This window comes from Curvibacter delicatus NBRC 14919 (assembly GCF_001592265.1).
GTDB lineage: Bacteria > Pseudomonadota > Gammaproteobacteria > Burkholderiales > Burkholderiaceae_C > Hylemonella > Hylemonella delicata.
In genome coordinates this window covers 34,967-60,265 of the sequence record NZ_BCWP01000018.1, presented here as the reverse complement: position 1 = coordinate 60,265, position 25,299 = coordinate 34,967, and the positions used below count along the sequence as shown (strand labels likewise).

General features: G+C 63.9%; 23 protein-coding genes. 15 read left to right on the top strand and 8 right to left on the bottom strand.

The annotated features are described in order from the left end of the window. Window positions 1-36 precede the first annotated feature (36 nt). The 4 genes from thrS to rraA form a co-directional block, all read right to left on the bottom strand. On the bottom strand, window positions 37-1,980 hold the full coding sequence (gene thrS, locus CDE01S_RS10285) for a threonine--tRNA ligase (RefSeq protein ID WP_066706684.1): 1,944 nt from the start codon (window positions 1,978-1,980) through the stop codon (window positions 37-39). A gap of 283 nt (window positions 1,981-2,263) precedes the next feature. Then, on the bottom strand, window positions 2,264-3,364 hold the full coding sequence (locus tag CDE01S_RS10280; RefSeq protein ID WP_066706681.1) for a ketopantoate reductase family protein: 1,101 nt from the start codon (window positions 3,362-3,364) through the stop codon (window positions 2,264-2,266). Window positions 3,365-3,653: 289 nt separating this feature from the next. Continuing rightward, on the bottom strand, window positions 3,654-4,973 hold the full coding sequence (gene aceA, locus CDE01S_RS10275) for an isocitrate lyase (RefSeq protein ID WP_066706678.1): 1,320 nt from the start codon (window positions 4,971-4,973) through the stop codon (window positions 3,654-3,656). 415 nt (window positions 4,974-5,388) lie between these two features. Next, window positions 5,389-5,886, bottom strand: coding sequence for a ribonuclease E activity regulator RraA (rraA, locus tag CDE01S_RS10270; protein ID WP_066706675.1), 498 nt, complete (start codon window positions 5,884-5,886; stop codon window positions 5,389-5,391). A gap of 241 nt (window positions 5,887-6,127) precedes the next feature. On the opposite strand from rraA, the gene CDE01S_RS18160 reads away from it, so the two are divergent. Then, entirely contained in the window at window positions 6,128-6,598 is a 471-nt protein-coding gene (locus tag CDE01S_RS18160) for an SWIB/MDM2 domain-containing protein (protein WP_084382830.1), read from the top strand. A gap of 90 nt (window positions 6,599-6,688) precedes the next feature. On the opposite strand, the gene CDE01S_RS10255 is transcribed toward CDE01S_RS18160, so the two are convergent. Then, entirely contained in the window at window positions 6,689-8,380 is a 1,692-nt protein-coding gene (locus tag CDE01S_RS10255; RefSeq protein ID WP_066706669.1) for a thiamine pyrophosphate-binding protein, read from the bottom strand. Between the two features lie 144 nt (window positions 8,381-8,524). On the opposite strand from CDE01S_RS10255, the gene CDE01S_RS10250 reads away from it, so the two are divergent. From CDE01S_RS10250 to CDE01S_RS10215, 8 genes are all read left to right on the top strand, one after another. Continuing rightward, complete coding sequence (locus CDE01S_RS10250) at window positions 8,525-9,175, top strand: TetR/AcrR family transcriptional regulator (protein ID WP_066706666.1); 651 nt, start codon at window positions 8,525-8,527, stop codon at window positions 9,173-9,175. A 169-nt stretch (window positions 9,176-9,344) separates the two neighbouring features. Further along, on the top strand, window positions 9,345-10,322 hold the full coding sequence (locus CDE01S_RS10245) for a tripartite tricarboxylate transporter substrate binding protein (protein WP_066706663.1): 978 nt from the start codon (window positions 9,345-9,347) through the stop codon (window positions 10,320-10,322). Between the two features lie 33 nt (window positions 10,323-10,355). Then, window positions 10,356-11,519, top strand: coding sequence for a Gfo/Idh/MocA family protein (locus CDE01S_RS10240; RefSeq protein ID WP_066706660.1), 1,164 nt, complete (start codon window positions 10,356-10,358; stop codon window positions 11,517-11,519). Between the two features lie 89 nt (window positions 11,520-11,608). Further along, window positions 11,609-12,817, top strand: coding sequence for a dihydrodipicolinate synthase family protein (locus CDE01S_RS10235; RefSeq protein ID WP_066706657.1), 1,209 nt, complete (start codon window positions 11,609-11,611; stop codon window positions 12,815-12,817). 17 nt (window positions 12,818-12,834) lie between these two features. Next, window positions 12,835-13,734: a sugar phosphate isomerase/epimerase family protein gene (locus CDE01S_RS10230; RefSeq protein ID WP_066706655.1), complete on the top strand. Its 900-nt coding sequence runs from the start codon at window positions 12,835-12,837 to the stop codon at window positions 13,732-13,734. A gap of 189 nt (window positions 13,735-13,923) precedes the next feature. Next, window positions 13,924-14,382: a rhodanese-like domain-containing protein gene (locus tag CDE01S_RS10225; protein WP_245636152.1), complete on the top strand. Its 459-nt coding sequence runs from the start codon at window positions 13,924-13,926 to the stop codon at window positions 14,380-14,382. 148 nt (window positions 14,383-14,530) lie between these two features. Continuing rightward, window positions 14,531-15,481: an acetate and sugar kinases/Hsc70/actin family protein gene (locus CDE01S_RS10220; RefSeq protein ID WP_066706652.1), complete on the top strand. Its 951-nt coding sequence runs from the start codon at window positions 14,531-14,533 to the stop codon at window positions 15,479-15,481. A 140-nt stretch (window positions 15,482-15,621) separates the two neighbouring features. After that, window positions 15,622-16,881, top strand: coding sequence for a putative Na+/H+ antiporter (locus CDE01S_RS10215; RefSeq protein WP_066706650.1), 1,260 nt, complete (start codon window positions 15,622-15,624; stop codon window positions 16,879-16,881). 97 nt (window positions 16,882-16,978) lie between these two features. On the opposite strand, the gene CDE01S_RS10210 is transcribed toward CDE01S_RS10215, so the two are convergent. Then, window positions 16,979-18,217, bottom strand: a complete 1,239-nt coding sequence (locus CDE01S_RS10210) for an MFS transporter (RefSeq protein ID WP_066706744.1) — start codon at window positions 18,215-18,217, stop codon at window positions 16,979-16,981. Between the two features lie 90 nt (window positions 18,218-18,307). On the opposite strand from CDE01S_RS10210, the gene CDE01S_RS10205 reads away from it, so the two are divergent. The 5 genes from CDE01S_RS10205 to CDE01S_RS10185 all read left to right on the top strand — a co-directional run bounded on the left by CDE01S_RS10205 (window position 18,308) and on the right by CDE01S_RS10185 (window position 21,969). Further along, complete coding sequence (locus CDE01S_RS10205; RefSeq protein WP_066706648.1) at window positions 18,308-19,267, top strand: cation diffusion facilitator family transporter; 960 nt, start codon at window positions 18,308-18,310, stop codon at window positions 19,265-19,267. Window positions 19,268-19,408: 141 nt separating this feature from the next. After that, window positions 19,409-20,113, top strand: a complete 705-nt coding sequence (locus CDE01S_RS10200; RefSeq protein WP_066706647.1) for a glutathione S-transferase N-terminal domain-containing protein — start codon at window positions 19,409-19,411, stop codon at window positions 20,111-20,113. 23 nt (window positions 20,114-20,136) lie between these two features. Continuing rightward, complete coding sequence (locus CDE01S_RS10195; RefSeq protein WP_066706646.1) at window positions 20,137-20,787, top strand: MOSC domain-containing protein; 651 nt, start codon at window positions 20,137-20,139, stop codon at window positions 20,785-20,787. A 181-nt stretch (window positions 20,788-20,968) separates the two neighbouring features. Beyond that, window positions 20,969-21,682: a YebC/PmpR family DNA-binding transcriptional regulator gene (locus tag CDE01S_RS10190; RefSeq protein ID WP_066706644.1), complete on the top strand. Its 714-nt coding sequence runs from the start codon at window positions 20,969-20,971 to the stop codon at window positions 21,680-21,682. A gap of 38 nt (window positions 21,683-21,720) precedes the next feature. After that, window positions 21,721-21,969 (top strand): DUF3297 family protein, encoded by a 249-nt coding sequence (locus tag CDE01S_RS10185; RefSeq protein ID WP_066706640.1) that lies wholly within the window; start codon window positions 21,721-21,723, stop codon window positions 21,967-21,969. A gap of 27 nt (window positions 21,970-21,996) precedes the next feature. Here the strand turns inward: CDE01S_RS10185 and CDE01S_RS10180 are convergent, their stop codons facing one another. Then, complete coding sequence (locus tag CDE01S_RS10180) at window positions 21,997-23,253, bottom strand: Hsp70 family protein (RefSeq protein WP_066706637.1); 1,257 nt, start codon at window positions 23,251-23,253, stop codon at window positions 21,997-21,999. A 523-nt stretch (window positions 23,254-23,776) separates the two neighbouring features. On the opposite strand from CDE01S_RS10180, the gene CDE01S_RS10175 reads away from it, so the two are divergent. Further along, window positions 23,777-24,268, top strand: a complete 492-nt coding sequence (locus tag CDE01S_RS10175) for a Spy/CpxP family protein refolding chaperone (protein ID WP_157077100.1) — start codon at window positions 23,777-23,779, stop codon at window positions 24,266-24,268. Here the strand turns inward: CDE01S_RS10175 and CDE01S_RS10170 are convergent. Next, window positions 24,265-25,197 (bottom strand): histone deacetylase family protein, encoded by a 933-nt coding sequence (locus CDE01S_RS10170; protein ID WP_066706631.1) that lies wholly within the window; start codon window positions 25,195-25,197, stop codon window positions 24,265-24,267. The two genes, CDE01S_RS10175 and CDE01S_RS10170, sit on opposite strands and share 4 nt — an antisense overlap. Between the last annotated feature and the right edge of the window lie 102 nt (window positions 25,198-25,299).

The window sequence follows — 25,299 nt, the reverse complement described above, 5'->3', positions numbered from 1 at the left end:
ACACGCAGGCAAACTGCCAATGGGCCCCAAAGGAGCCTAGCCGACAGACTTGTGAGCGATGTCGTCCGCGATGGTTTGCACGAATGCGTCGAGGGACATCACACCGAGGTCACGATTACCCCGGGCGCGCACTGCAACGGCACCAGCGGCCTTTTCCTTGTCACCTGCGACCAGGATGTAAGGCAGCTTCTGCATTGAATGCTCCCGTATTTTATACGTAATTTTCTCGTTGCGCAGGTCCGTGATGACTCTAAGTTCTTGATTCGGCAGAGATTTCCGCAGTTTTTCCGCAATTTCACGACAGTAATCGGCCTGCGAGTCGGTGATATTGAGCACCGCCACCTGCACCGGCGCCAGCCAGGTAGGCAGCGCACCGGCGTGTTCCTCGATCAAAATCCCGATGAAACGCTCCAGGCTGCCGACGATGGCCCGGTGCAACATGACCGGGCGATGACGGCCGCCGTCCTCGCCCACGTACTCGGCATCCAGCCGCTCCGGCATGGAAAAGTCGACCTGGATGGTGCCGCACTGCCAGTGGCGGCCAATGGCGTCCTTCAGCGTGTACTCGATCTTCGGGCCGTAGAAAGCGCCGTCGCCCGGGGCAATCTCGAATTCGCAGCTGGCGGCCTTCAGGCTGGCCATCAGGGCGGCTTCGGCCTTGTCCCAGCTCTCGTCCGAACCGATGCGCTTTTCCGGCCGGGTGGCGATCTTGTAGATGATGTCGGTGAAACCGAAGTCCTTGTAGACCTTCTGCAGCAGCGCCGTGAAGTTGACGCACTCGTCCAGGATCTGGTCTTCGGTACAGAAGATGTGGCCGTCGTCCTGCGTGAAGCCGCGCACGCGCATGATGCCGTGCAGGCCGCCCGAAGGCTCGTTGCGGTGGCACTGGCCGAACTCGCCGTAGCGCAGCGGCAGGTCGCGGTAGCTCTTGATGCCCTGCTTGAAGATCAGGATGTGGCCCGGGCAGTTCATCGGCTTCAAAGCGTACTCACGCTTCTCGCTCTCGGTGGTGAACATGTTCTCGCGGTACTTGTCCCAGTGGCCGGTCTTCTCCCACAGCGTCTTGTCGATCACCTGCGGGCCCTTGACCTCCTGATAGCCGTTGTCGCGGTAGACTTGGCGCATGTACTGCTCCACGCCCTGCCACACCGTCCAGCCCTTGGGGTGCCAGAACACCAGGCCGGGGGCATGGTCGTCGATGTGGAACAGATCCAGTTCGCGCCCCAGCTTGCGGTGGTCGCGCTTCTCGGCCTCCTCCAGCATGGTCAGGTACTGCTGCAGATCCTCCTTGCTGGCCCAGGCCGTGCCGTAGACGCGTTGCAGCATTTCGTTGCGGTGATCACCGCGCCAGTAGGCGCCGGCCACCTTCATCAGCTTGAAGTGCTTGAGCTTGCCGGTGCTGGGCACGTGCGGGCCGCGGCACAGGTCTTCGAACTTGCCTTCGCGGTACAGGCTGACGTCTTCATTGGCCGGGATACTGGCGATGATCTCGGCCTTGTAGTGCTCGCCGATGCCCTTGAAATAGGCTACCGCCTCGTCGCGCGGCAGCACGCGGCGCACCACCGGCTCGTCCTTGGCGGCCAGCTCGGCCATCTTCTTCTCGATGGCAGTCAAGTCCTCGGGCGTGAACGGGCGCTTGTAGGAGAAGTCGTAGTAAAAGCCGTTGTCGATCACCGGGCCGATGGTGACCTGGGCATCGGGGAACAACTCCTTGACGGCATAGGCCAGCAAGTGGGCGGTCGAGTGACGGATGACCTCCAGGCCATCGGCATCCTTGGCGGTAACGATGGACAGCGGGCTGTCGGTACTGATCTGGTAGCTGGTATCCACCACCTTGAAGCCAGAACCGTCTGCGTCGGGCACCTTGCCGGCCAGTGCCGCCTTGGCCAGGCCGGCACCGATGGAGGCTGCCACCTCGGCCACCGTCACCGGGCCGGGGAAGTCACGTTTGGAACCGTCGGGAAGCGTAATCTGAACCATGTTTCACTCGCAGAAAAGAAAAAAGGCGCGGTGGAGACCGCGCCTTGCTTTGAATTTGATAGCACTTGGCGCCCGGGGCGCGCGGACTAGCAACCCCTGAGGCGTATCAACCGGGTGGTGGTAGTTCGCGGTGTCATAACCGGGATGCCTTTCTCGCTCTTGTGAACGGACGGGATGTCCAATGGCGACATTCTAACCCGAGGGGGAAGAAACAAAAACGCCAGGATTCGACCCTGGCGCCCTTGCTGACCGTCTGGAAGTGCAGACCGAGGCGCCCGCCGCCTCAGGCAGCGACCGCCTCAGCCGCTTTTTTTTCGGCAGCGGCCTTGCGGTTGCGGTCGAGCCAACTGTTGACCACCTTGACCGTCTCGCTGACGGACTCGTTGTTCAGGCCCTTCTGCTCGGCCACCAGCTTGACCAGCAGATCAATGCGCTCGATGTCGGTGGCACCGGCCGCCAGCGCCCGGGCCGCGGAGGACGGCTTGAGCAGGCCTTGGCCCGCAGCGGCGTACTTGTCGAACGGCACCATGTCGTCACGCGAAGCGCCCAGCCGGACGCACAGCTCAACCACCCACTCGTACACCTGACGCGACTGCTCCAGGTTGCCGTGCACGGCATCCTTGATGGCGCGCATGCCGTCGGACTGCACGCAGCGGTAGTTGCCGGTCAGCAGCATGGCCCATTTGGCCAGCGGCACGAAGATGGAATCGTGCACCTTGAGCTTGACCGGAATGTCCAACACCTCACCGCCCACGTTCAGCCGGGCCGCGGCGATGTCGGATTCCATCTGCTCGAGCATGGCGGTATGTGCCGGGTTGTCGAAACGGGCGGCCTTGAAGTTGGTCGGCAGGCCGACCTGCAGCACGTTCGGCTTCTCTTCCGGCGGACGGAAGGCTTGCGGATCGAGGCTGCACAAGGTCATCAGGCCGGGCTCGAATGCGTCCCAGACCGTGGCGTCGTGGAAGCAGGCACGCAGGCCGCTGGCATCCAGGCCCGGGATGCGGGCCAAGTAAGGCAGCGGCGGCATGTTCATGATGGACATGCAAGGCACCTTGGCCAGAGCGACCGCCTGCATCAGCTCACGCATGCCCGGGGCGCTGTACTGGGGCTCCTGCATGGCCAGGCAGACCAGGTCGTACTGCCCGGGTTTGGCTTGCGACGGGGAGACCGCATCGAGCTTGCCCGGCAGCTGGCGCGAATCAATCTCGACCAAGCCTTCCCGGCCTTTGACTGGCATGCGCACGCGGGTGCCTTCGCGGTTGATCAACTCTGCCGTCTCCCGGCGACAGACCAGGCTGACCGAGTGGCCTGCCATGAGCAGCTTGCTGCCAAGCAGCGAGCCATAAGATGCGCCCAGGATGAGGATGTTGAATTTCTTGCTCATGTTGATTGATGCCCCTTCGGGCCCGTAGTTTTGAAAATCGTTTCAGCGCAGAGTGCTCGACTGGGAAATGAGACACCCGGATCGGTATGCCGCAAATATAGAGACGGAGACTAATAAGGTAAATTAAATTATTCTTTTGACAATCAAGAAGAATGTTTATTAATTACATTGAATGACGACATTTCCGGAATTAATCAAAACGGTCCCGGAAATTGCACGGGGCCGACGGACCTGCGATGTCGCAGGTGCGTCAGCCCCGTAGGATGACCGAGTACTGGGTACTTCGTGCTTAGTGGAACTGCTCTTCTTCGGTGGAGCCGGTCAGCGCGGTCACGCTGGACTTGCCGCCCTGGATCACGGTGGTGACATCGTCGAAGTAACCGGTACCGACTTCCTGCTGGTGCGACACGAAGGTGTAGCCACGGTCACGGGCAGCGAATTCGGGCTCCTGCACGCGCTCCACGTAGGCGGACATGCCGCGCTTCACGTAGTCCTGCGACAGGTCGAACATGTTGTACCACATGGAGTGGATGCCGGCCAGCGTGATGAACTGGTACTTGTAGCCCATGGCGCCGAGTTCGCGCTGGAACTTGGCAATGGTGGCGTCGTCCAGGTTCTTCTTCCAGTTGAAGGAAGGCGAGCAGTTGTAGGCCAGCATCTTGCCCGGGTGAACCTTGTGCACGGCGTCGGCGAACTTCTTGGCGAAGTCCAGGTCGGGCGTGCCGGTCTCACACCACACCAGGTCGGCGTAGCGGGCGTAGGCGTTGGCACGGGCGACAGCCTGGTCCAGGCCCTTGCGGGTCTTGTAGAAACCTTCGCTGGTGCGTTCACCGGTCAGGAAGGGCTTGTCGATCTCGTCGTAGTCGGAGGTCAGCAGGTCGGCGGCTTCCGCGTCGGTACGGGCGATCACCAGGGTGGGCACGCCCATCACGTCGGCAGCCATACGGGCGGCGATCAGCTTCTGGCAGGACTCGCGGGTGGGCAGCAGCACCTTGCCGCCCATGTGGCCGCATTTCTTGACGGAAGCCAGCTGGTCTTCCCAGTGCACGCCACCGGCGCCAGCACGGATCATGGCCTTCATCAGCTCGAAGGCGTTGAGCACGCCGCCGAAACCGGCTTCAGCATCAGCCACGATGGGCGCGAAGTAGTCGATGTAGTCCTTGTGGCCGGCATCAATGCCCTTGGCGTGCTGGATCTCGTCGGCACGGCGGAAGGTGTTGTTGATGCTTTCCACGACGCGCGGCACCGAGTCCACCGGGTACAGCGACTGGTCCGGGTACATGGAGGTGTAGGTGTTGTTGTCGGCAGCGACCTGCCAGCCCGACAGGTAGATGGCCTTCACGCCGGCCTTGACCTGCTGCATGGCCTGACCACCGGTGAGTGCACCCAGGCAGTTGATGTAGGGCTCGGTGTGGAGCATGTCCCACAGCTTCTCGGAAGTACGGCGGGCAATCGTGTGCTCGATCGGGAAGGAGCCACGCAGGCGCACCACGTCGGCAGCGGTGTAGCCGCGCTCGATGCCCTTCCAACGGGGGTTGGTGGCCCAGTCTTTTTCCAGGGCAGCGATCTGCTGTTCGCGGCTGAGTTGTTCAGTCAGGCTTTTCGGCATGAGATTTCTCCTTGAGTTACATGAAACCAGTCGGTGGCACCGCTGCACTTGGCGCATTGGCACGTTTCGAGAACCGATGACTGAACTTTAAGTCTTCTATAAGACTTTGTACACCTCTTATGTCTTATAGAAGACATAAATTTAACCCATGAAAATCAATGACTTACATGCATCAATTTGCGATATGAAATCTCATATCTCGTATTGAGAAAATTTGCCGCAACGCATCATGTCGATATTTCTCAATGCGAAATAAAGAAATGCATTTTGAAATGCCACCGCAGGCAGCGTTGACGCAGGGGTGCAAGCATCCCGGCAACAACATGCGCCACCTCCTCACGCGTGCGTGACGAGACGCAACACGGCAGTGCACACGTTCACACACGATGCGGGCGAAACGCCCGCACCGCACACCTCAGACCAGGGGCTTGGGGCTGACCACGATGCCGTCTGCATCGGCATACAGCCAGTCGCCCGGGCGCACCCAGACACCTTGGACCTGTACCGCCACATCGCGCTGCCCCTCGTTGCGCTTCTCGGTCGGCAGCGGCATGCTGGCCAGCGCGCGAATACCCACCTGGTGTGTCGCCAGCTCGGCCACGTCGCGCACGCAACCATCGATCACCACGCCGGCCCAGCCATTGCGCGCTGCGGCGGCACCAAGGTTGCCGCCCAGCAGCGCACGGCGCAGCGAGCCGCCACCATCAACCACCAGCACGCGGCCCTCACCGGCGGAGTCGACCATCGCCTTGACCAGCGAGTTGTCTTCGAAGCATTTGACCGTGACCACCGGGCCGCAGAAGGCGCGCACGGCACCGAAATCGTGAAACACCGGCGGCAGCACGCGGAAGTCTCCGGAGCTGTCGTTCTTGAAGTCGTCGCACAGGTCACAGGTCGCAAAAAGGGTGCTCATTTGGGGTCGTTTCCTCTCGGTGAAGGTGGTGTGAATGCCCCCGTCAGGGGGGCACAGATGAAGCCGGCGCTATTTTCCGCGTGAAACTGCCTTGCGACTTACGATGAAAAAAACAACATCTCAGAGGAGAAAAAGCGATTTTTCGCTTGGAGATGCGATTTTTCTCCAGTAGCATCCGCAATGCCAGTGCAGAAGCAGTTCTTCGCTGGTGATTAATCAACTTCTAGAAGGACAATCAATCATGGCAACTGCAAAGAAAGCTCCGGCTAAAAAGGCGCCCGCAAAGAAGGCTGCTCCGGCAAAGAAAGTCGCTGCTAAAAAAGCTCCGGCTAAAAAAGTAGTCGCGAAGAAGGCTCCGGCCAAGAAAGCCGCTCCGGCCAAGAAAGCCGCTCCGGCCAAGAAGGTCGTCGCCAAGAAAGCTCCGGCCAAGAAAGCCGCTGTGAAGAAGGCCCCCGCCAAGAAGCGCACCCCGAACGCCGCGTTCATGAAGGCCCTGACCCCCAGCGCCGCACTGGCTTCCATCGTGGGCAACAGCCCGCTGCCGCGCACTGAAGTGGTCAGCAAGCTGTGGGCTTACATCAAGAAGAACAAGCTGCAAGACGCCGTCAACAAGCGCATGATCAACGCCGATGCCAAGCTGAAGGAAGTCTTCAACAAGGCTCAAGTGTCCATGTTCGAGATGGCTGGCCTGATCGGCAAGCACCTCAAGTAATCAGGTTCGCCTATTACGCAAAAGGCCGACTGTAAAGTCGGCCTTTTTTCTTGGGCGCTCCCTACGACAAGGCGCCCTCTCTCAGCAAAATCACTTCCTGGCCAGCGCCGCCTGCGTGATGGCGCTCAAGGTACCGCGCGTGGTGATGACGTCCGGGTCAAGCGTGATCTCGATCAGCGTACCCTGCGGGCGATCCACGGCCGCCTTCAGCTCTGCTTCGAACTCAGCGGTGCGCGTGATGCGCACACCGGCATAGCCGTAGGCACGCGCCAGCGCGGCGAAGTCCGGGTTCTGCAACTGCGAGCCACTCACATGCTGCGGGTACTCGCGCTCCTGGTGCATGCGGATGGTGCCGTACATGCCGTTGTTGAGCAACACGATGATGGTCTTGGCGCCGTGTTGCACCGCCGTGGCGAGCTCCTGCCCGTTCATCAGGAAGTCGCCATCGCCGGCGATGGTAAAGACCGTGCGGCCAGTCAGGATCGCGGCCGCAATGCCGGCCGGCACGCCATAGCCCATGGCGCCGTTGGTCGGCGCCAGTTGCGTCTTGTGGCCCCGGGCCAGGCCGGCATAGCGCCAGAAGCGGTGCACCCAGCTGGCGAAGTTGCCGGCGCCATTGGTGACCACCGTGTCCGCCGGCAAATGCTTTTGCAGCGTGGCGACGATGGCCGGCATGTCGATGTCGCCCGGCAACGCCTGCGGCTGCAGGTTGGCCAGGTAGTCAGCCTGACAGCCCTGTGTCCAGCTCTCCCACGGCACCGAGGGTGGTGCGCTCAGCACTTCGAGTGAACGCGCTGCGGCATTCATGGTGGCATTGATCGCCAGATCGGCCTGGTAGACCCGGTTGAGTTCCTCGGCACTGGCGTGGATGTGCACCAGCTTCTGCCGGGTACGCGGCGCTTCCAGCAGCGTGTAGCCGCCGGTGGTCATCTCCCCCAAGCGCGGACCGATGGCGATGATGAGGTCGCTGTCCTTGACGCGCTGTGCCAGCTTCGGGTTGAGCGCAATGCCCACATCGCCCGCGTATTGCGGATGGTGGTTGTCAAACGTGTCCTGGAACCGGAAGGCATTGGCCACCGGCAGCTTCCAGTTCTCGGCAAAACGCTGCAGTGCCTGCGCGGCCTGCGGCGTCCAGCCACCACCGCCGGCGATGACCAGAGGACGCTCCGATTTCAATAGCATCTCGCGCAGGCTGCGCAAGGCCCCGGGATCACTCCAAGCCTCCACGGCATCGAGGCGCGGCAGCGGTGCCACGTCCACCTCCTGCACCAGCATGTCTTCCGGCAGCACCAGCACCACCGGGCCGGGGCGACCGTTCATGGCGGTGGCGAAGGCGCGCGCCACGTACTCGGGGATGCGGCGTGCATCGTCGATGCGCTCCACCCGCTTGGCAAAGCCCTTGGTACTGGGGCCGAAGAAGGCACCGTAGTCGACCTCCTGGAAGGCTTCGCGGTCGCGCATGTCGCTGGCCACGTCGCCGACAAACAGCACCATGGGGGTGGAATCCTGGAACGCGGTGTGCACGCCGATCGAGGCGTTGGTGGCGCCGGGGCCGCGCGTCACGAAGCACACCCCCGGGCGGCCAGTGAGCTTGCCCTGTGCCTCGGCCATGAAGGCGGCACCGCCCTCCTGCCGGTTGATGACGAAGCGGATCTGGTCGCGGTAGGCGTGGAAACCGTCAAGCACCGCCAGGTAGCTCTCGCCCGGCACCCCGAAGGCCACCTCGACACCTTGCTTGATCAGACACTCGACAATCAGGTGTCCCGCTACTTGCTTGGCCATGTATGTTTCCCGTGTTGTTGCATTGAATCGCGCCGATTATCTCCGTGCACCGGCCCCTTGACGGGTCACGGTCGCGACGACAATGCGCCTTGCCGATCAATTGCCACACTTGAGTTAATTCACCAATCAGTTAAATTTGCCACCATGCGTAAGCCCACCCCAGCCGCCGAAGAACCGCGCTCGCGCGATGCCGACCGCTCGCAACAGGCCATCCTGCTGGCTGCACGCGACGAGTTCGCCCAGCACGGCCTGGCCGGGGCGCGGGTGGACCGCATTGCCGAGCGCGCCGGGCTCAACAAGCGCCTGATCTACTACTACTTCAGCAGCAAGGACGAACTCTTCCTGGCCGTGCTGGAAAGCGCCTACGCTGACATCCGCGCCGCCGAGCAGCAACTGCATCTGACCGACATGCCACCGGCGCAGGCCATTCGCCGCCTGACCGAATTCACCTGGAACTACTACCTGGAGCACCCCGAGTTCCTCACCCTGCTCAACAGTGAAAACCTGGAGCACGGCCGCCATCTGGCCCAGTCCCAGCGCGCGCGCAAGACCAACCTGCCGTTGATCGAAACACTAGCCGACATCCTGGAGCGCGGCCGGCGCGACGGCGTCTTCCGCGGCGGCATCGATGCGGTGCAGCTCTACGTGTCGATCGCCGGCATGGCCTACTTCTACCTCAACAACCAGCACACCCTGTCGGCCATCTTCGGCCGCGATTTGATGACACCCAAAGCCCTGCACGAGCGGCTGTCGCACATGAGCGATGTCATCCTAGGGTATGTCCTGAGAAACTGAAGACGAAGGGCGCTTGACGCGCCGTCTCCTGGCTTCCTAGAATGGCTCTATTCACCTTTTAGTGAATTAAGCAGCCGACAGGCCCCAAAGACACCCAACACCCGCGCCCTTGAGGCACCGGGGGCCTGCCGTGGTGTACGACCATTCATGCCCAGAACCAGGAGACATCATGAAGAAACTTGCCCGCCTTGCCCTGGCCACGCTCAGCTGCGTAGCCGCCCTGCTGCCCCTGCAAGGTAACGCCCAGAACGGCTACCCGAACAAGCCGATCCGCGTCATCGTGCCCTTTGCGGCCGGTAGCACCACGGACATCATCGCGCGCGCCATCGCCGACAAGATGGGGGCCAGCCTGGGCCAGCCGCTGGTGGTGGACAACCGCGGTGGCGCCAGCGGCACCATCGGCCAGGCTGCCGTGGCCACGGCAGCACCGGATGGCTACACCATCATGATCCACTCGTCTTCGCACACGGTCAGCCCTTCGACCTTTGCCAAGCTGCCATTTGACACCGTGGGTGACTTCGCCGGCATCACGCCAATCTCCTCGCTCTCCAACGTGCTGGTGATCGCGCCGTCGAAAAACATCAAGACGCTGGGCGAACTGCTGAGCGCCGCGCGCGCCAAGCCGGGCAGCCTGAATTTCGCTTCCGCCGGTCAGGGCAGCGCCACCCACCTGAACGCCGAGAAGTTCAAGATGGCGGCCAACATCCAGGCCACCAACATCCCGTTCAAGGGCTCGGCCGAAGCCGTGACCGAAGTGATGGCCGGCCGGGTGGACTACTACTTCTCGCCCGTGGCCCCGGTGATCGGCCAGATCAAGAGCGGCCAGCTGCTTGCGCTGGCTGTCGGCTCGCCACGCCGCACGGGCGCCCTGCCAGACGTGCCCACCACCGCCGAAGCCGGTGTGCCGGGCTCCGAATTCAACTTCTGGATCGGCATGATGGCGCCGGCCAAAACACCGCGCGACATCGTCAACCGCCTGCACGACGAAGTGGTGAAGGCTTTGGCCGCGCCCGACGTGAAGGAGCGTTTTGCCAAGCTCGGTGCCGATGCCTGGACCCTGAAGCCTGAACAGTTCGACGCCTACATCAAGGACGAGATTGCCAGCAACGCCAAGCTCGTCAAGGCCGCTGGCCTGCAACCCCAGTAACCCCCCAGAGAACCCAGAGAAGAGACCCACGACATGCCTACCCAAAGACTCGGCATCATCATGCACGGCGTGACCGGCCGCATGGGGATGAACCAGCACCTGATCCGCTCCATCGTTGCCATCCGCGCCCAGGGCGGCGTCACCCTGTCCAACGGCGACCGGGTGATGCCCGACCCGATCCTGATCGGCCGCAACGCCGAGAAGATGGAAGCCCTGGCAAAGGCACACAGCATCACGCGCTGGGGCACCGACCTCGACCAGGCCCTGGCCAACCCCGATGACACGGTGTTCTTCGACGCCGGCACCACGCAGATGCGCCCCGCCCTGCTGGCCAAAGCGATCCGCGCCGGCAAGCATGTCTACTGCGAGAAGCCGATTGCCACCAACCTCAACGAGGCGGTGGAGATCGCGCGTCTGGCGGAGCAGTCGGGACTCAAGCACGGTGCCGTTCAGGACAAGCTGTTCCTGCCCGGCCTGCGCAAGCTCGACATGCTGCGCCGCGCCGGTTTCTTCGGCCGTATGCTCAGCGTGCGCCTGGAGTTCGGTTACTGGGTGTTCGAAGGCGACCTGCAGCCGATCCAGCGCCCGAGCTGGAACTACCGCAAAGAAGACGGCGGCGGCATGATCCTGGACATGATGTGCCACTGGCGCTACGTGCTGGACAACCTGTTTGGCGAAGTGAAGTCGGTCTCCTGCATAGCCGCCACCCACATCCCCGAGCGCTGGGACGAGAGCGGCAAACCGTACAAGGCCACCGCCGACGACGCGGCCTACGCCACGGCCGAACTCATCGGCCACAACGGCGAGCCCGTGATCGCGCAGATGAACATGTCCTGGGCCACGCGCGTGCGCCGCGACGACCTGGTCACCTTCCACGTCGACGGCACGCACGGCTCGGCCGTGGCCGGGCTGTCCTCCTGCCGCGCGCAAAGCCGCGTGGCCACGCCGCGCCCGGTATGGAACCCGGACGAGAAGCAGATGATGAACTTCTTCGAGCAGTGGCAGGAAGTGCCGGACACACAGGTTTACGACAACGGCTTCAAGATCCAGTGGGAACACTTCATCCGCCATGTGGTGGAAAACGAGCCTTACAAGTGGACGCTGCCCGAAGGCGCCAAAGGGGTGCAGCTGGTGGAAGCCGCGCTGCAAAGCTGGCAGGAGCGTCGCTGGGTCGACGTGCCTTCACTACAAGTTTGATAGCTGCCTGCGCTTATTTTTCAAGGACCTGGGGCCGATTTGATGCTTGACTTCATCGCCCCTACCCTGCCATCGCCAAGGAAATCTCCATGCCATTGACCTTGTCCCTGCCCACCCAGGCAGGCCAGTTGCAGACCTACCAGCTCAGCGGCGCCACCCCCATCCAGCCCACGCCGGGCGTGAAATTCAACCGCATCGCCTACTCGGCCGCCCACGTGGTGGCCGACCCGCGCGCCGCCATCGACCCGTGGCTGCAGTGCGCGGTGGACTGGGACGCCACCATCGCCTATCGCCGCCGCCTGTGGTCGCTCGGCCTGGGTGTGGCCGAAGCCATGGACACCGCACAGCGCGGCATGGGCCTGGACTGGCCGACCTCGCTGGAGCTGATCCGCCGCTCGCTTGATGCCGCGAAAGACATGCCCGGCGCCTTCGTGGCCTCCGGCTGCGGTACCGACCATCTGGTGCTGGACGAGGTGAAAAGCGTGGACGACGTGATCCGCGGGTACGAAACACAGATGGAGGCCATCGAGAAGCTAGGCGGCAAGCTCATCGTCATGGCCAGCCGCGCACTGGCCCGTGTGGCGAAGGGCCCCGCCGACTACGAGCGCGTCTATGACCGCATCCTCACGCAGGCCAGGCAACCCGTGGTGCTGCACTGGCTGGGCGACATGTTCGACCCGGCGCTCAGCGGCTACTGGGGCAGCCTCGATCTCGACTGCGCCATGGACACGGCCCTGGGCATCATCGCGGCGCACGCCGACAAGGTGGACGGTATCAAGATCTCGCTGCTCGACAAGGACAAGGAAATCGCCATGCGCCGGCGGCTTCCCACCACCGGCGGGGCCGATGGGCACGGCGTGCGCATGTACACCGGCGACGACTTCAACTACGCCGAGCTGATTGCCGGTGATGGCGCTGGCAGCGCCACCGTGCATGGCCAGAGCGATGCGCTCTTGGGTATCTTCGACGCCATCGCACCGGCCGCCAGCGCCGCCCTGGGTGAGCTGGCGCAGGGGAACACCGGACGCTTTCAAACCATCCTCGGCCCCACCGTACCGCTGTCACGCCACATCTTTGCCGCACCGACGCGCTTCTACAAAACCGGCGTAGTCTTCATGGCCTGGCTCAACGGCCACCAGAGCCACTTCACCATGGTGGGCGGTCAGCAGAGCACGCGTTCGCTGCTGCACTTCGCCGAGCTGTTCCGCCTGGCCGATGCCGCCTGCCTGCTGGAGCAACCCGAGTTGGCTGTGCGCCGCATGAAAACGCTGCTGGCACTGCACGGCATTGACGACTGAGCAACACAAGGACGTTCATGCGCGATTTCTCTGCCGACCACCGCTGGCTGTCCATCAACACCGCCACCGTGCGCAAGCAACGCGGTATCGACCTGCCACTGCCCGACATCCTGGAAGCCTGCGCCCGGCGCGGCATCCGTGCCATCTCGCCCTGGCGCGACCAGGTTCATGCGGCGGGCCTCGCCACGGTCTCGAAGCTGGTCAAGACACATGGCTTCGAACTCTCAGGCTACTGCCGCGGCGGCATGTTCCCGGCGGCCGATGCGGCCGGCCTGAAAGCTGCGCGCGACGACAACCGCCGTGCGCTGGACGAAGCCTGCGAGCTGAACGCCGCCTGCCTGGTGCTGGTGGTGGGCGGCCTGCCCGGCGCGCTGGACGGCCAGGCGGCGCACAAGGACATTGCCCTGGCGCGCAACCAGGTCACGGATGGCATTGCCGAGCTGCTGGAATACGCGCGCGCGCAAGCCATGCCGCTGGCCATTGAGCCGCTGCACCCGATGTACGCGGCCGACCGCGCCTGCATCAACACGCTGGAGCAGGCGCTCGACGTCTGCGACCTGCTCGACCCAGTCAGCGCTGCATCGACGGCCGGCCCACGTGCGCTGGGCGTGGCAGTCGATATCTATCACACCTGGTGGGACCCGAAGCTGCAGGCACAGATCGCGCGCGCCGGTGAGCAGCAACGCGTGCTGGCCTTCCATGTGTGTGACTGGCTCACCCCCACCACCGACCTGCTGAACGACCGCGGGATGATGGGCGACGGCGTCATCGACATCCCGCGTATCCGTAGCTGGGTGGAAGACGCCGGCTTCGCCGGCTACAGCGAGGTAGAGATCTTCTCGACGAACAACTGGTGGCAGCGCGATTGCGCTGAAGTGCTCGACACCTGTATCGCCCGCCATCGCAGCGCGGTGTAGTGCATCTCGCGCGGCCTTCTGCTTTTCTGACCGCATCTTCCGGGCCCCTGAGCCGGGATCTTTGTTTCATTGTCTGCGTGGCGCCAAAGGCGCACTTCCCCCATGACATGCGGCTTCAGCTCAATCATCCTTCACGGAACAGTCTTTGCTACATTAGCCAATGCTTATTTAAATGAAAGAGACCTGCCCGTGAAAAGAATCTCCCCCGCGCTGTGCATCGGCCTGTCGCTCATCGCGCCCAGCGCCTGGGCCGACAACAAGGCCGCTGCCGTCGACGAAATGGCCGCTTACCTGGAGTTTGTGGACTACGGCGGCGCCACGATTTTTCCGGAACAGATTCCCAGAAGTGAATACGCCAGGATGCTGGTCATCGACACACGTGATGCCGGGCAGTTTGCCAAGGACCACATCCCGGGCGCCATCAACATCGAATGGCGGCAGGTGCTGGCCAAAAGCAGTCAGATCCCGAAAGACAAGACCGTGCTGCTGTATTGCAATGGCGGAACGCTGTCCTCCCAAGCCGGCTTTGCCCTGCGTGTCGCCGGCTGGGACAACGTGAAAATTCTGGACGGCGGCTTCACCGCCTGGAAAGCCAAGGGTGGCATGGACGCCAATGCCAAGGCCGGCGGCGCCCCAGCCCAGCATTGACCGCCCGTCACGAAAGCCGTGTGCATTGATGATCGGCTGACGGCTTTCGAACACGCCCACAAAGCCCGAAGGGGCGCACCCCAGCTGGCCATGGCCGTTGTGGTGCATCAAATCATGGCGGCACAAGTCATGGCAGACTGATTGCCTCATGACGTCCGCGCTGAAGCTGCTCGCCCTGCTGATCTTCGTCCTCCCCGTGCTTGGCCATGCCGCCGAGCTGGGGGACTGGACGGTCGACGTCGTCACCAAACGCTATTTCAGCAGCCATACCTCCTACGAATTTGGCAACCCCGACCCGCCGCACCAAGCACCGTTGAGCCGACTTGAATTCCCCATGAACGGCTGGTTCGGCGGGCTGGCCGTCAGCCGCAAGTTCGACCGGTTCACCGTCAGCGGCGAACTCCTGCGCAACATGTCGCAACGCTCGGACGAGCGGTTCAAGGATTCCGACTGGACCGGTGAGACACATCCCGTCAACGTGAAGGATGTCTATTCGGAATCCGGCATGCTGTTTGAGCCGAGTTACATGGCGCGCCTGGATGCCGACATGCGGGTAAACGACTGGCTGCGCCTGCCCCAAGGGCTTGATGTGCGGCCGGTGGTGGGGATGCGTTGGCAGGATCTGAACCTGCTCGCGCGCGAGGGCCTGCAGGTCTATCCGGCCGATCCGGGCCGGGCTGCGGACCCCCTGCACGGTGATGCAATCCGGTTCAGCCAGAAGTATTGGCAATACTTCCTGGGTGCGCGCATGGCCTATGACTTGAGCAAACACGTCAACGTGCCGGGCCTGACATTGACCAGCCAGATTGATGGCGCCATCGTCTTCGGGAAAAACCGGGACCACCACCTGCTGCGCAGAGGCATCCGCATGACCTATGAAGACACACGCGGCAACGCTTGGCACGCGCAGGTGGGACTGTCTGCCCCGCTGAACAAGCACCTGACGGCAGGCGTGACGTTTGAATACCTGCGCATCGAGACTACGGGTGATCATTTCTGGTCGGACACGGTTGAAAAAGCCGAACAGGTCTGGGCCAACGGCGTGCGGGTCTGGTCCGAACAGACGAATGTGATGTTCACACTGCACTATCTCTTCTAGCGCGGCACAGGATGGCACGTTGGCCGACTCCCTGCTGGACGCAGTGAAAAAACACATGCGCTAAACTGCAAACGGGTGCTGCAGTTGACTGCAGCAGGTTCATGCGAAGGTCGGGCCGCCTCGCAGCTTTGGCATGACCTATGACATCTCCTACCCTCATTCAGATGATTGGCGCCACGCTCTTCGGCTTGGCTGTTCTGCACACCTTCTCAACCAAATTCTTCGAGCATCTGGCCCACACCCAGACGCGCCATGCGGGCATCTGGCATCTGCTGGGTGAGGTCGAGGTCGTCTTCGGCTTCTGGGCAATGGTTCTGATGCTCTTCATGTTCGGCCTCAGTGGAAAACAGGAGGCCACCGCCTACCTCGATTCCCGCAACTTCACCGAGCCCCTGTTCGTCTTTGCCATCATGGTGATTGCGGGCACACGCCCCATTCTTCAATTTGCCGGTGCGGCCGTCCGTTTCATCGCCCGCTACGTGCCTTTGCCGCCAGGCATGGCGCTTTACTTCCTGCTGCTCTCCTGTGTGCCCATCCTCGGCTCCTTCATCACCGAGCCCGCGGCGATGACCCTGGCCGCCCTGATGTTGCGCGACACCCTGTTTGCACGCGAAGTCTCCACCAAGCTGAAATACGTCACCCTCGGGGTTCTGTTCGTCAATGTCTCCATCGGCGGCACCTTGACCCCCTTTGCCGCACCACCCGTCCTGATGGTGGCAGCCAAGTGGAACTGGGATATCTGGTTCATGGTTGCGAACTTCGGCTGGAAGGCTGCCATCGCCGTCTTCGTCAACGCTGGCTGCGCCATGCTGCTGTTCCGGCGTGAACTCGGGCACATGGCAACCCAGCCGACAACGTCGACCGCCCCTGTCCCGCTGTCGGTCGTGCTGGTGCATCTTTTCTTTCTGGCCGCGGTGGTGGTGTTCGCCCACCACCCTGCCGTGTTCATGGGCCTGTTCCTTTTCTTTCTGGGGTTCACCACCGCTTACCAGCGGCACCAAGACCAACTCATCCTCCGGGAAGCCTTGCTGGTGGCCTTCTTCCTGGCAGGCCTGGTGGTGCTGGGCGGGGTGCAGCAGTGGTGGCTGGAGCCTGTTCTGATGGGCATGGATGCCAACACCGTTTTCTTCGGCGCCACCGCCTTGACGGCCATCACGGATAACGCTGCCTTGACCTATCTGGGTTCGCTGGTGAACGGTTTGAGTCTGGAGTTCAAGACCGCACTTGTGGCGGGCGCTGTCACCGGAGGAGGGCTGACGCTGATTGCCAATGCGCCGAACCCCGCTGGGGCGGCCATCCTGAAGGAGAAGTTCTCCGACAACACCATCCAGCCGCTGGGGCTGCTGATCGCCGCCTTGCCCCCGACCCTTGTGGCAATCCTGGCCTTCCGGCTGCTTTGATGCTGGTGCCGGGTGCTTCAGTGCCCATGCAAAGCCAGCGACGCCCTGGTGGTCTGGATCAGGAGCGCCGTTGCCGAGTGGGCCCGGCCAAACGACTTCAGGCCGCCACCGCCACAGTGCGCCGCACGCGCCGCACGCGGAAGGCCGTCACCACCAGCGTGAGCTGCACCAGCGCCAAGCCGACGAACAGCAGGCGCCAGGCCTGCTGGTCCATCAGCACGCCGAAGATCAGCGGTGAGACGGCCTGGCCGATGTCGAGCCCCGAATACACCACGCCGTAGACACGGCCGCTGGCGTTCTCCGGTGTGGAGCGCTTGATCAGCAGATCACGTGACGGGCCGGCAAAGCCGGCCGCAAACCCCATCAGGGCAAACAGCAGCGGTACCGCCACCGCCGGCAGCGAAGCCAGGCCCAGCAGCAGCGAAACGCTGGCTGCCACGGCAAAACCGCCGCCCACCACGCGTTCGCTGCGCGCCGGGTCGTTGGCCAGAAAGCCGCCTACCAGCATGCCGCTGGCGCTGGCCACCATGTAGGCCGTCAGGCACACCGCCACCAGGCTCAACGGCACCGCATGCAGCTGGCGCGCCGCTTCCGGTGCGAAGGCCTGCACCACACTCAAGGCCATGGCGAAGATGAAGAAAAAGGCAAAGCACATCCAGACCGCGGGAATGCGCAGAAAGGCCAGACTGCTCTCGGCAACGGCGCCGGCCGTCGGCCGCCCCACCGGCGCGCTGGCAGACAGGGCCAGCCGGGAGCGCTGAACCCAGCACAGGGCCAGCACCGCCAGCACCAGGGTGCCGGCGGCCGCCAATGCCACCCGCCAGGAAAACAGCAGCGCCAGCGGCACCAGCAGGGCCGGCGCCACCGCCCAGCCCAGGTTGCCGCTGATGCCATGTGCGCTGTAGGCATGGCCCAGGCGCGGCGCGCTGACCTTGCGGTTGATCAGCGTGTAGTCCACCGGGTGGAACACACCGTTGCCGGCACCCGCCACCACGGCAAACAGCATCAACATCAGGTAGCTGGTGCTCAGGGCGAAGCCGAAGGCGGCACACGCCAGCAGGCCCAGGCCTGCGTACAGCACCGGCCGCGGGCCGTAACGGTCAACCCAGAAGCCCGAGAGCGTCTGCACCGTGCAGGAGACGACAAAAAAGATCGTCATCAGGAAACCGAGCTCGGCATAACTGGCGTTGAACGCCCCCTTCAACCACGGAAACAGCGGTGGCAGCAGGAGCTGGCTGAAATGGCTGATCAGGTGCGCCAGGCCAATAAGGCCGATCAAACTGGCATCCTGGCGCAGGCTGACCGGCGTCACAGGGCTTGAGGAGGTGTTCGACATGCCGCCATCGTAGCCCAAGGTCATTGCGCCCGACGTGGGCAAACGCCGCACGGCATACTGTGCAAGACACCCACACCCTGACCGATTTGCATGAGCGTCCATTCCCCTCACGATCACGATCACGCGCACGACCACCACGATGCGCATGGCCATCACCACCCGACGCCTCCGGCCAGCTTCAGCCGGGCCTTTGCCCTCGGCATCGGCCTCAACCTGGCGTTTGTGGCGATCGAGGCCTTTTACGGTTGGCAGATCAACTCGCTGGCCTTGCTGGCCGATGCCGGCCACAACCTGAGCGATGTCGCCGGCCTGCTGCTGGCCTGGGTGGCCGCCCTGGCAGGCCGGCTGCAACCCAATGTACGCCACACCTATGGCTGGCGGCGCGCCTCCATCCTGGCCGCCTTCGCCAACGCCGTGCTGCTGCTGGTGGCCATGGGCTCACTGGCCCTGGAAGCCCTGCAGCGGCTGGGCACCCCCGAGGCCACGCAAGGCTGGACCATCATCACGGTGGCGGCCATGGGCATCGTGGTCAACACTGCCACCGCCCTGCTGTTCCTGCGCGGGCGCGAGCACGACCTCAATGTGCGCGGCGCCTTCCTGCACATGGCGGCCGATGCGCTGGTGTCGCTGGGCGTGGTGATCGGTGGTGCGCTCTACCTGTGGCAGGGCTGGGCCTGGCTTGACCCGGTGATCAGCCTGGGCATCGCCGTTGTCATCGTGGTCGGCAGCTGGGGCCTGTTGCGCCAGTCGCTGCACCTGCTGTTCGACGGTGTGCCGCCGCACATCGACCTGCCGGCCCTGCACGCCTGGCTGGCCGCGCGCCCGGGCGTGGCACGGGTGGACGACCTGCACGTCTGGGCCATGAGCACCACGCAGGTGGCGCTGACCGCGCACCTGGTCATGCCCGCAGGCCATGCGGGTGATGACTTCCTGCGTCAGACCAGCGAGGCGCTGCACGAGCGTTTCCGCATCGACCACACCACGCTGCAGGTCTCGACCGCACCGCTGATGCCGGCCTGCCACGATTTTCACGAAGGAAAAGGCCACTAGACCTTTCAGAATATGCGCCTCCAGCTATCGATTCAATAGCAAAAATACCATCCCCCTGACAGCCTGGGTGTTGTCGGCCACCCACTCTGCACGTCACGCAGGCTTGGGCTACATTGGCATCACCCTTATTTCCTGACCACCATGACCACCCTCGCCGACTTCCCCATCACCCGCAAATGGCCCGTCCAGCACCCTGACTGGCTGCAGCTCTATTCACTGCCCACGCCCAACGGTGTGAAGGTCTCGATCATGCTGGAAGAGACCGGCCTGCCCTACGAGCCGCATCTGGTGAGCTTCGAGACCAACGACCAGCTCTCGCCGGAGTTCCTCAGTCTCAACCCCAACAACAAGATCCCGGCCATCCTCGACCCCAATGGTCCGGGCGGCCAACCGCTGGCGCTGTTCGAGTCCGGCGCCATCCTGATCTACCTGGCCGAGAAAACGGGCAAGCTCCTGCCCACAGACCCGGCGGCCCGCTACGAAACCCTGCAGTGGCTGATGTTCCAGATGGGCGGCATCGGCCCCATGTTCGGCCAGCTCGGCTTCTTCCACAAGTTCGCCGGCAAGGACTACGAAGACAAACGACCGCGCGACCGCTACGTGGCCGAAACCAAACGCCTGCTGAAGGTGCTGGACCACCGCCTCGCAGGTCGCGACTGGATCATGGGCAAGGAATACACCATTGCCGACATCGCCACCTTCGGCTGGGTGCGCAACCTGATCGGCTTTTACGAAGCCGGCGACCTGGTGGGCATCCAGGATTTCCCCAACGTCACGCGCGTGCTGGCCGCCTTTGTGGCGCGGCCGGCCGTGGCCAAGGGCCTGAACATTCCCAAGCGGTCCTGAACAAGAGACCAGCACAGAAGTCTATGGCACAGGTCGCGCTCTTCACCGGCAGCATCCAGCCCCTGCCAGCGTCCGGCCGTCCCACCGGCATGTTCAAGCGCCCCGTTGCGGGGCCGCTTGAGTTGACGGAAGAAGGCTTCACCGGTGACCAGCAAGCCGACCGGCGTGTGCACGGCGGACCGGACAAGGCCGTTCACCTCTACCCGGCCCGGCACTACGCCAGTCTGGCCCGCAGCTTCCCGGAGATTGCCACGGCCCTGGTGCCCGGCGCCCTAGGAGAAAACCTCTCGGCGGCCGACATCGACGAACGCGATGTCCGCATCGGTGACCTCTGGCAACTGGGCAGCGCCCTGCTCCAGGTCAGCCAGCCGCGCACCCCCTGCTGGAAGATCGACGAGCGGCTGGCCTGCGAAGGTGTGGCGGCCCTGATTGCGAGCAGCCACCTGACCGGTTGGTACCTGCGCGTCACGCGGCCTGGCACCGTCAGCCCTGGGGACACGCTGGTGCTGGTTCAAGCGGCATCCGGTTCCCCCACGCTGCACGACGCCATGCGGCTGTGGGCCGAGCACAGGCCGTCGATCACGGCGCTTGAAGCGCTGGCCCAGCTCCCCGGCATGGCGCCTGGCTGGCGCGACAAGATCCACCAGCGCCTCGCGTGGCTGAAGCGTCTTTGAGGGCTGACCGCCGGCCATTGCCGCATGCGCCCATCCCTCTGCGACACATCAAGGTAAACGGCACGCCTGCGGGTGTATAAACAGGGCCCCCGGTCCTGCGCTGCGTTGTTGAATTTGCGCGCAGGCCCCGACCCGACAAACCCGGCGCCCTGGCGCGCCGCAACCGCAAGAAAGATCCGACATGGGCGCGCAGTGGAAAGCAAAAGGCAAGGCACAGGCCGCCGATGCCAGAGGCAAACTGTTTGGCAAGCTGGCCAAGGAAATCATGGTGGCCGCACGCAACGGCGCCGACCCGGCCCTGAACGCCCGCCTGCGCCTGGTGGTGGAGCAGGCCCGCAAGGTCTCCATGCCCAAAGACACGCTGGAGCGCGCCATCAAGAAAGGCGCCGGCCTCACCGGTGAAGCGGTCAACTTCGAGCACGTGATCTACGAAGGCTTCGCACCGCACCGCGTGCCGGTGATGGTGGAATGCCTGACCGACAACGTCAACCGCACCGCCCCTGAAATGCGTGTGCTGTTCCGCAAGGGGCAACTGGGCACCTCCGGCTCGGTGGCCTGGGACTTCGACCACGTCGGCATGATCGAAGCCGAACCTGCGGCCGCCGGTGCCGACCCCGAACTGGCCGCCATCGAAGCCGGCGCGCAGGACTTCGAACCGGGCGAAGACGGCGGCGCCACGCTGTTCCTGACCGACCCGACCGACCTCGACCTCGTGAGCCGCGCCCTGCCGGCCCAGGGCTTCACCGTGCTGTCCGCCAAGCTGGGCTACAAGGCCAAGAACCCGGTGGACCCGGCCAGCCTGAGCGCCGAGGCGCTGGAAGAGGTGGAAGCCTTCCTGGCCGCCATCGACGCCAACGACGATGTGCAGAACATCTTTGCCGGCCTGGGCAACTGAACACCGAGCCCGACCCGTTTCATTGACAAGCGATTTCCATGACCGACACCACGCAACGCCCCGCCCTGCCTGACCACCTCTCCATCGACCCGCGCAGCCCGCACTACGTGGCGGCCGTGTTCGAGCATGACGTCGGCATCCGCTTCAACGACAAGGAGCGCATGGACGTCGAGGAATATTGCATCAGCGAAGGCTGGGTGAAGGTGCCCGCCGGCAAGACGGTGGACCGCAAGGGCAACCCGCTGATGATCAAGCTCAAGGGCAAGGTCGAAGCGTTCTACCGCTGAACGCCCTCACCGGGCCGTGAGCACAGCTCAGGGCCGACTGTAGGCCAGGCCCGAGGCCACGCCGCCAAAGAGGTCACCCTCCACCAACGGCACACCGGCAAACTCGGCTTGCAGCGCACGCTGGAACGGCCGCAAGGCCGATGAACCACCCGTGAGGTAGATGGCGTCCAGCGCACCAATCGTCAAGCCGGCTTTCTGCACGCATTCGCGCGCGCAGGCGACGGTGCGCGCCAGCAAGGCTTGCAGGTGCTCGCGCATGTCGGCCATGCCCATCGGCGCGGCGAGATTCGCCTCCACTTCCGACAGGTCCAGCACGGTATCGCCGTCCTGCTGGGAACAGCGGATCTTCGCCTGCTCCACCTCGTAGGCAATGCGATGGCCCAGGCGATGCTTGAGCACATGCATCAGGCGCTGGTGCAGCCGCACATCGGCGTAGTTGGTCCACAGCGCCTGGGCGTCGCTCAGGGCACGCGGCTGGTACAGCCAGTTGATCAGGTGCCAGGTGGAGAGGTCAAAGAAGATGCGGCTGGGCACCTCGCGCCCCTGCGGCCCCAGATGGCGGTAACCCAGCAGCGGCATCACCTGCTCCAGGCTGAGTTTCTGGTCGAAGTCCGTGCCGCCGATGTGCACGCCGGTGGTGGCCAGCACATCCTGTGTGCGGTCGGCCTGTGTCATACGCTCAGGCCCCAGGCGCACCACGGTGAAGTCCGAGGTGCCGCCCCCCAAGTCCACCACCAGCACCGTGCTCTCCTTGTTCAGGCGGCGCTCGTAGTCCAGCGCGGCGGCAATCGGCTCCAGCTGGAACGACACTTCGGTAAAGCCCACTGTCTGCGCTGCCTGCAGCAGCGAGGCCTGCGCCTGCGCATCGCGCGCGGGGTCGTCGTCCACAAAATGCACCGGCCGCCCCATCACCACGCGCGTCGGCGCGGCGCCCAGCGCCTGCGTGGCGCGCTCGCGCAGCGTGGCCAGAAAGGTGGCAATGATGTCCTGAAAGCTCACCTGCCGGTTGTTGACGACAGTCGTCTCCAGCAGCAGCGGGCTGCCCAGCAGGCTCTTGAGCGAACGCATCAGCCGTCCCTCGGCACCTTCGAGGTACTGCGTCACGGCGTCGCGGCCGAAATGGGTGCTGAGGTCTTCGCTGTTGTAGAACACCGCCGTCGGCATGGCGGTGGCCTGGCCTTCCAGCGGAATCAGCCGTGCCGCGCCCTGCGGATCGGCCCAGGCGATGGCCGAATTGGAGGTGCCGAAGTCGATGCCGAGGGTGCCCTGGAGTGGAAATGTCATGCGAAAGAAAACGTGGTGGCCAAGGCCCGGAACTTGAGAGGCTTGCACACCATGGCAAGCCGACGAGGACGGGCGATTGTGCCACCGCAGGCGGCACGTTCAGCCAGCGGCGCCGACCCACGGCCCCAGAAGAAAACCCGCCCTGGCACAGGCCATGGCGGGTTTTCTGTCTTCTGGCATAAAACAGGCCTCAAGAGCTTGATAAATATGCGCCCGCAGCTATCGTTTCAGTAGCAATCGCAGCACCTCAATGAAGTCACAGCGTGAACCGACGCCCAGACGGCCTAGTTCAACGCTTGTCCACCAGGAATGCTGGCACCGCAGTGTGAAAACGCTTGGCGGCCTTGAGGCGCAGCGTGTGGTCCACGCGCCTGTGGTCGAGCAAACGCAAGATGCCTGCACGCCGAGTGGGGACATGCGCACGGCAGCGCCAGCAGGAAGAGAATGCCGATACCGGGGAGGGTTCGGGGCGCAGCTTCCCGCCGTCTTGATTCAGCGCCTATCAACTGCACAGGAGATGGATGTGAAAAAAGTACTGACTACGATGGCGGCCGGCCTTTTGCTCGCCGGCGCGGCCTGGTCCCAGCCCTACGGCATGGGCCCCGGGATGATGGGAGGCTATGGCGGCGGCATGGGCCCGGGCATGATGGGCGGCTATGGTCAAGGCGGCTATGGCTACGGCATGGGGCCCGGCATGATGGGCGGTTATGCCGGGCGCGGTGACTACTGGGGGCTCGACCTCAGCGCGGATCAGCGCAAGAAGATCGACCAGATCCAGGAAGAAACCGCCAAGGCGCATTGGCAGCTCATGGGCAACATGCAGCAGCAAGGCTTCCACATGAACAACATGTTCGGCCCCGGCGGGCTGGACGAGGCGGAGGCCCGCAAGGCTTTCAACACCATGGTGGATGCGCAAAAGGAAATGTTCGAGTCATCCCTCAAGGCGCGCAAACGGATCGACGCCATTCTGACCAACGAGCAGAAAGAGCAGCTGCGTCGCAAGTGGGGGCGCTAGCGCCCCATCAGCGCGCGCACGTGCGCGGCAGTGCCGCTGGCCAGGCCTTCCAGGCTGTAGCCGCCTTCGAGCACCGACACCACGCGGCCTTGCGCCGTCTCGTCGGCCACCGCCATCAGCTCGCGCGTGATCCAGTGGTAGTCGTCATCGGTGAACTGCAGGCCGCCCAGCGGGTCCAGCTGGTGGGCGTCGAAGCCGGCCGAGATGATGAGCAGCTCGGGCGCGAACTCGCGCAGCGCCGGCAGCATCACGTCCGTCATGGCGGCGCGGAAAGCCGCTGAACCGGTGCCGCGCGGAAACGGCACGTTGACAATGTTGTGGGCTACGCCCGTCTCGTGGCGTGCACCGGTGCCGGGGTAGAACTGGCCCTGATGGCAGGAGCCGTAGAACAGGTCCGGGTCGTCGTAGAACGAGTTCTGCGTGCCGTTGCCGTGGTGCACGTCGAAGTCCACCACCGCCACCCGCTGCAGGCCGTGCTGCTGGCGCGCATGCAGCGCGGCAATGGCCGCCTGGTTGAAGACGCAAAAGCCCATGGCCTTGTCGGCCTCGGCGTGGTGGCCGCAGGGGCGCGTGGCGCAAAACACATTCTTCGCCTGCTGCGTCACCACGTCATCCACGCCGGCGCAGGCCGCGCCCACGCAGCGCAGCACCGCCTCCAGCGAGCCGGGCGACAGGATGGTGTCGCCGGCGTCCAGCGCACGGTAACCCTCGGCAGGCAATGCGGCCCGCACATCCTCCACGTAATCGGGCGTGTGGATGTGCAGCACCTGCTCGAAGGTGCCCCGTGGTGCGTCACGCCAGACGGCATCGGCAAAGTCGGGCGTCTTCAGCGCGGCCAGCACGGCCTCCAGCCGCTCGGGGGACTCGGGGTGGTGCGGGCCGGGCTGGTGGTCGAAACAGGCTTGGTGCGTATAGATCAGGGTGCTCATGGAATCGGGCTCTCCTCGTGATGCAAAGGCCCTTCGTCTAGCGAATGGCACGGGCCATTGTGGCCATCACCAGCCGCCTGCGCAAGCCGGCCGGCCGCCTTG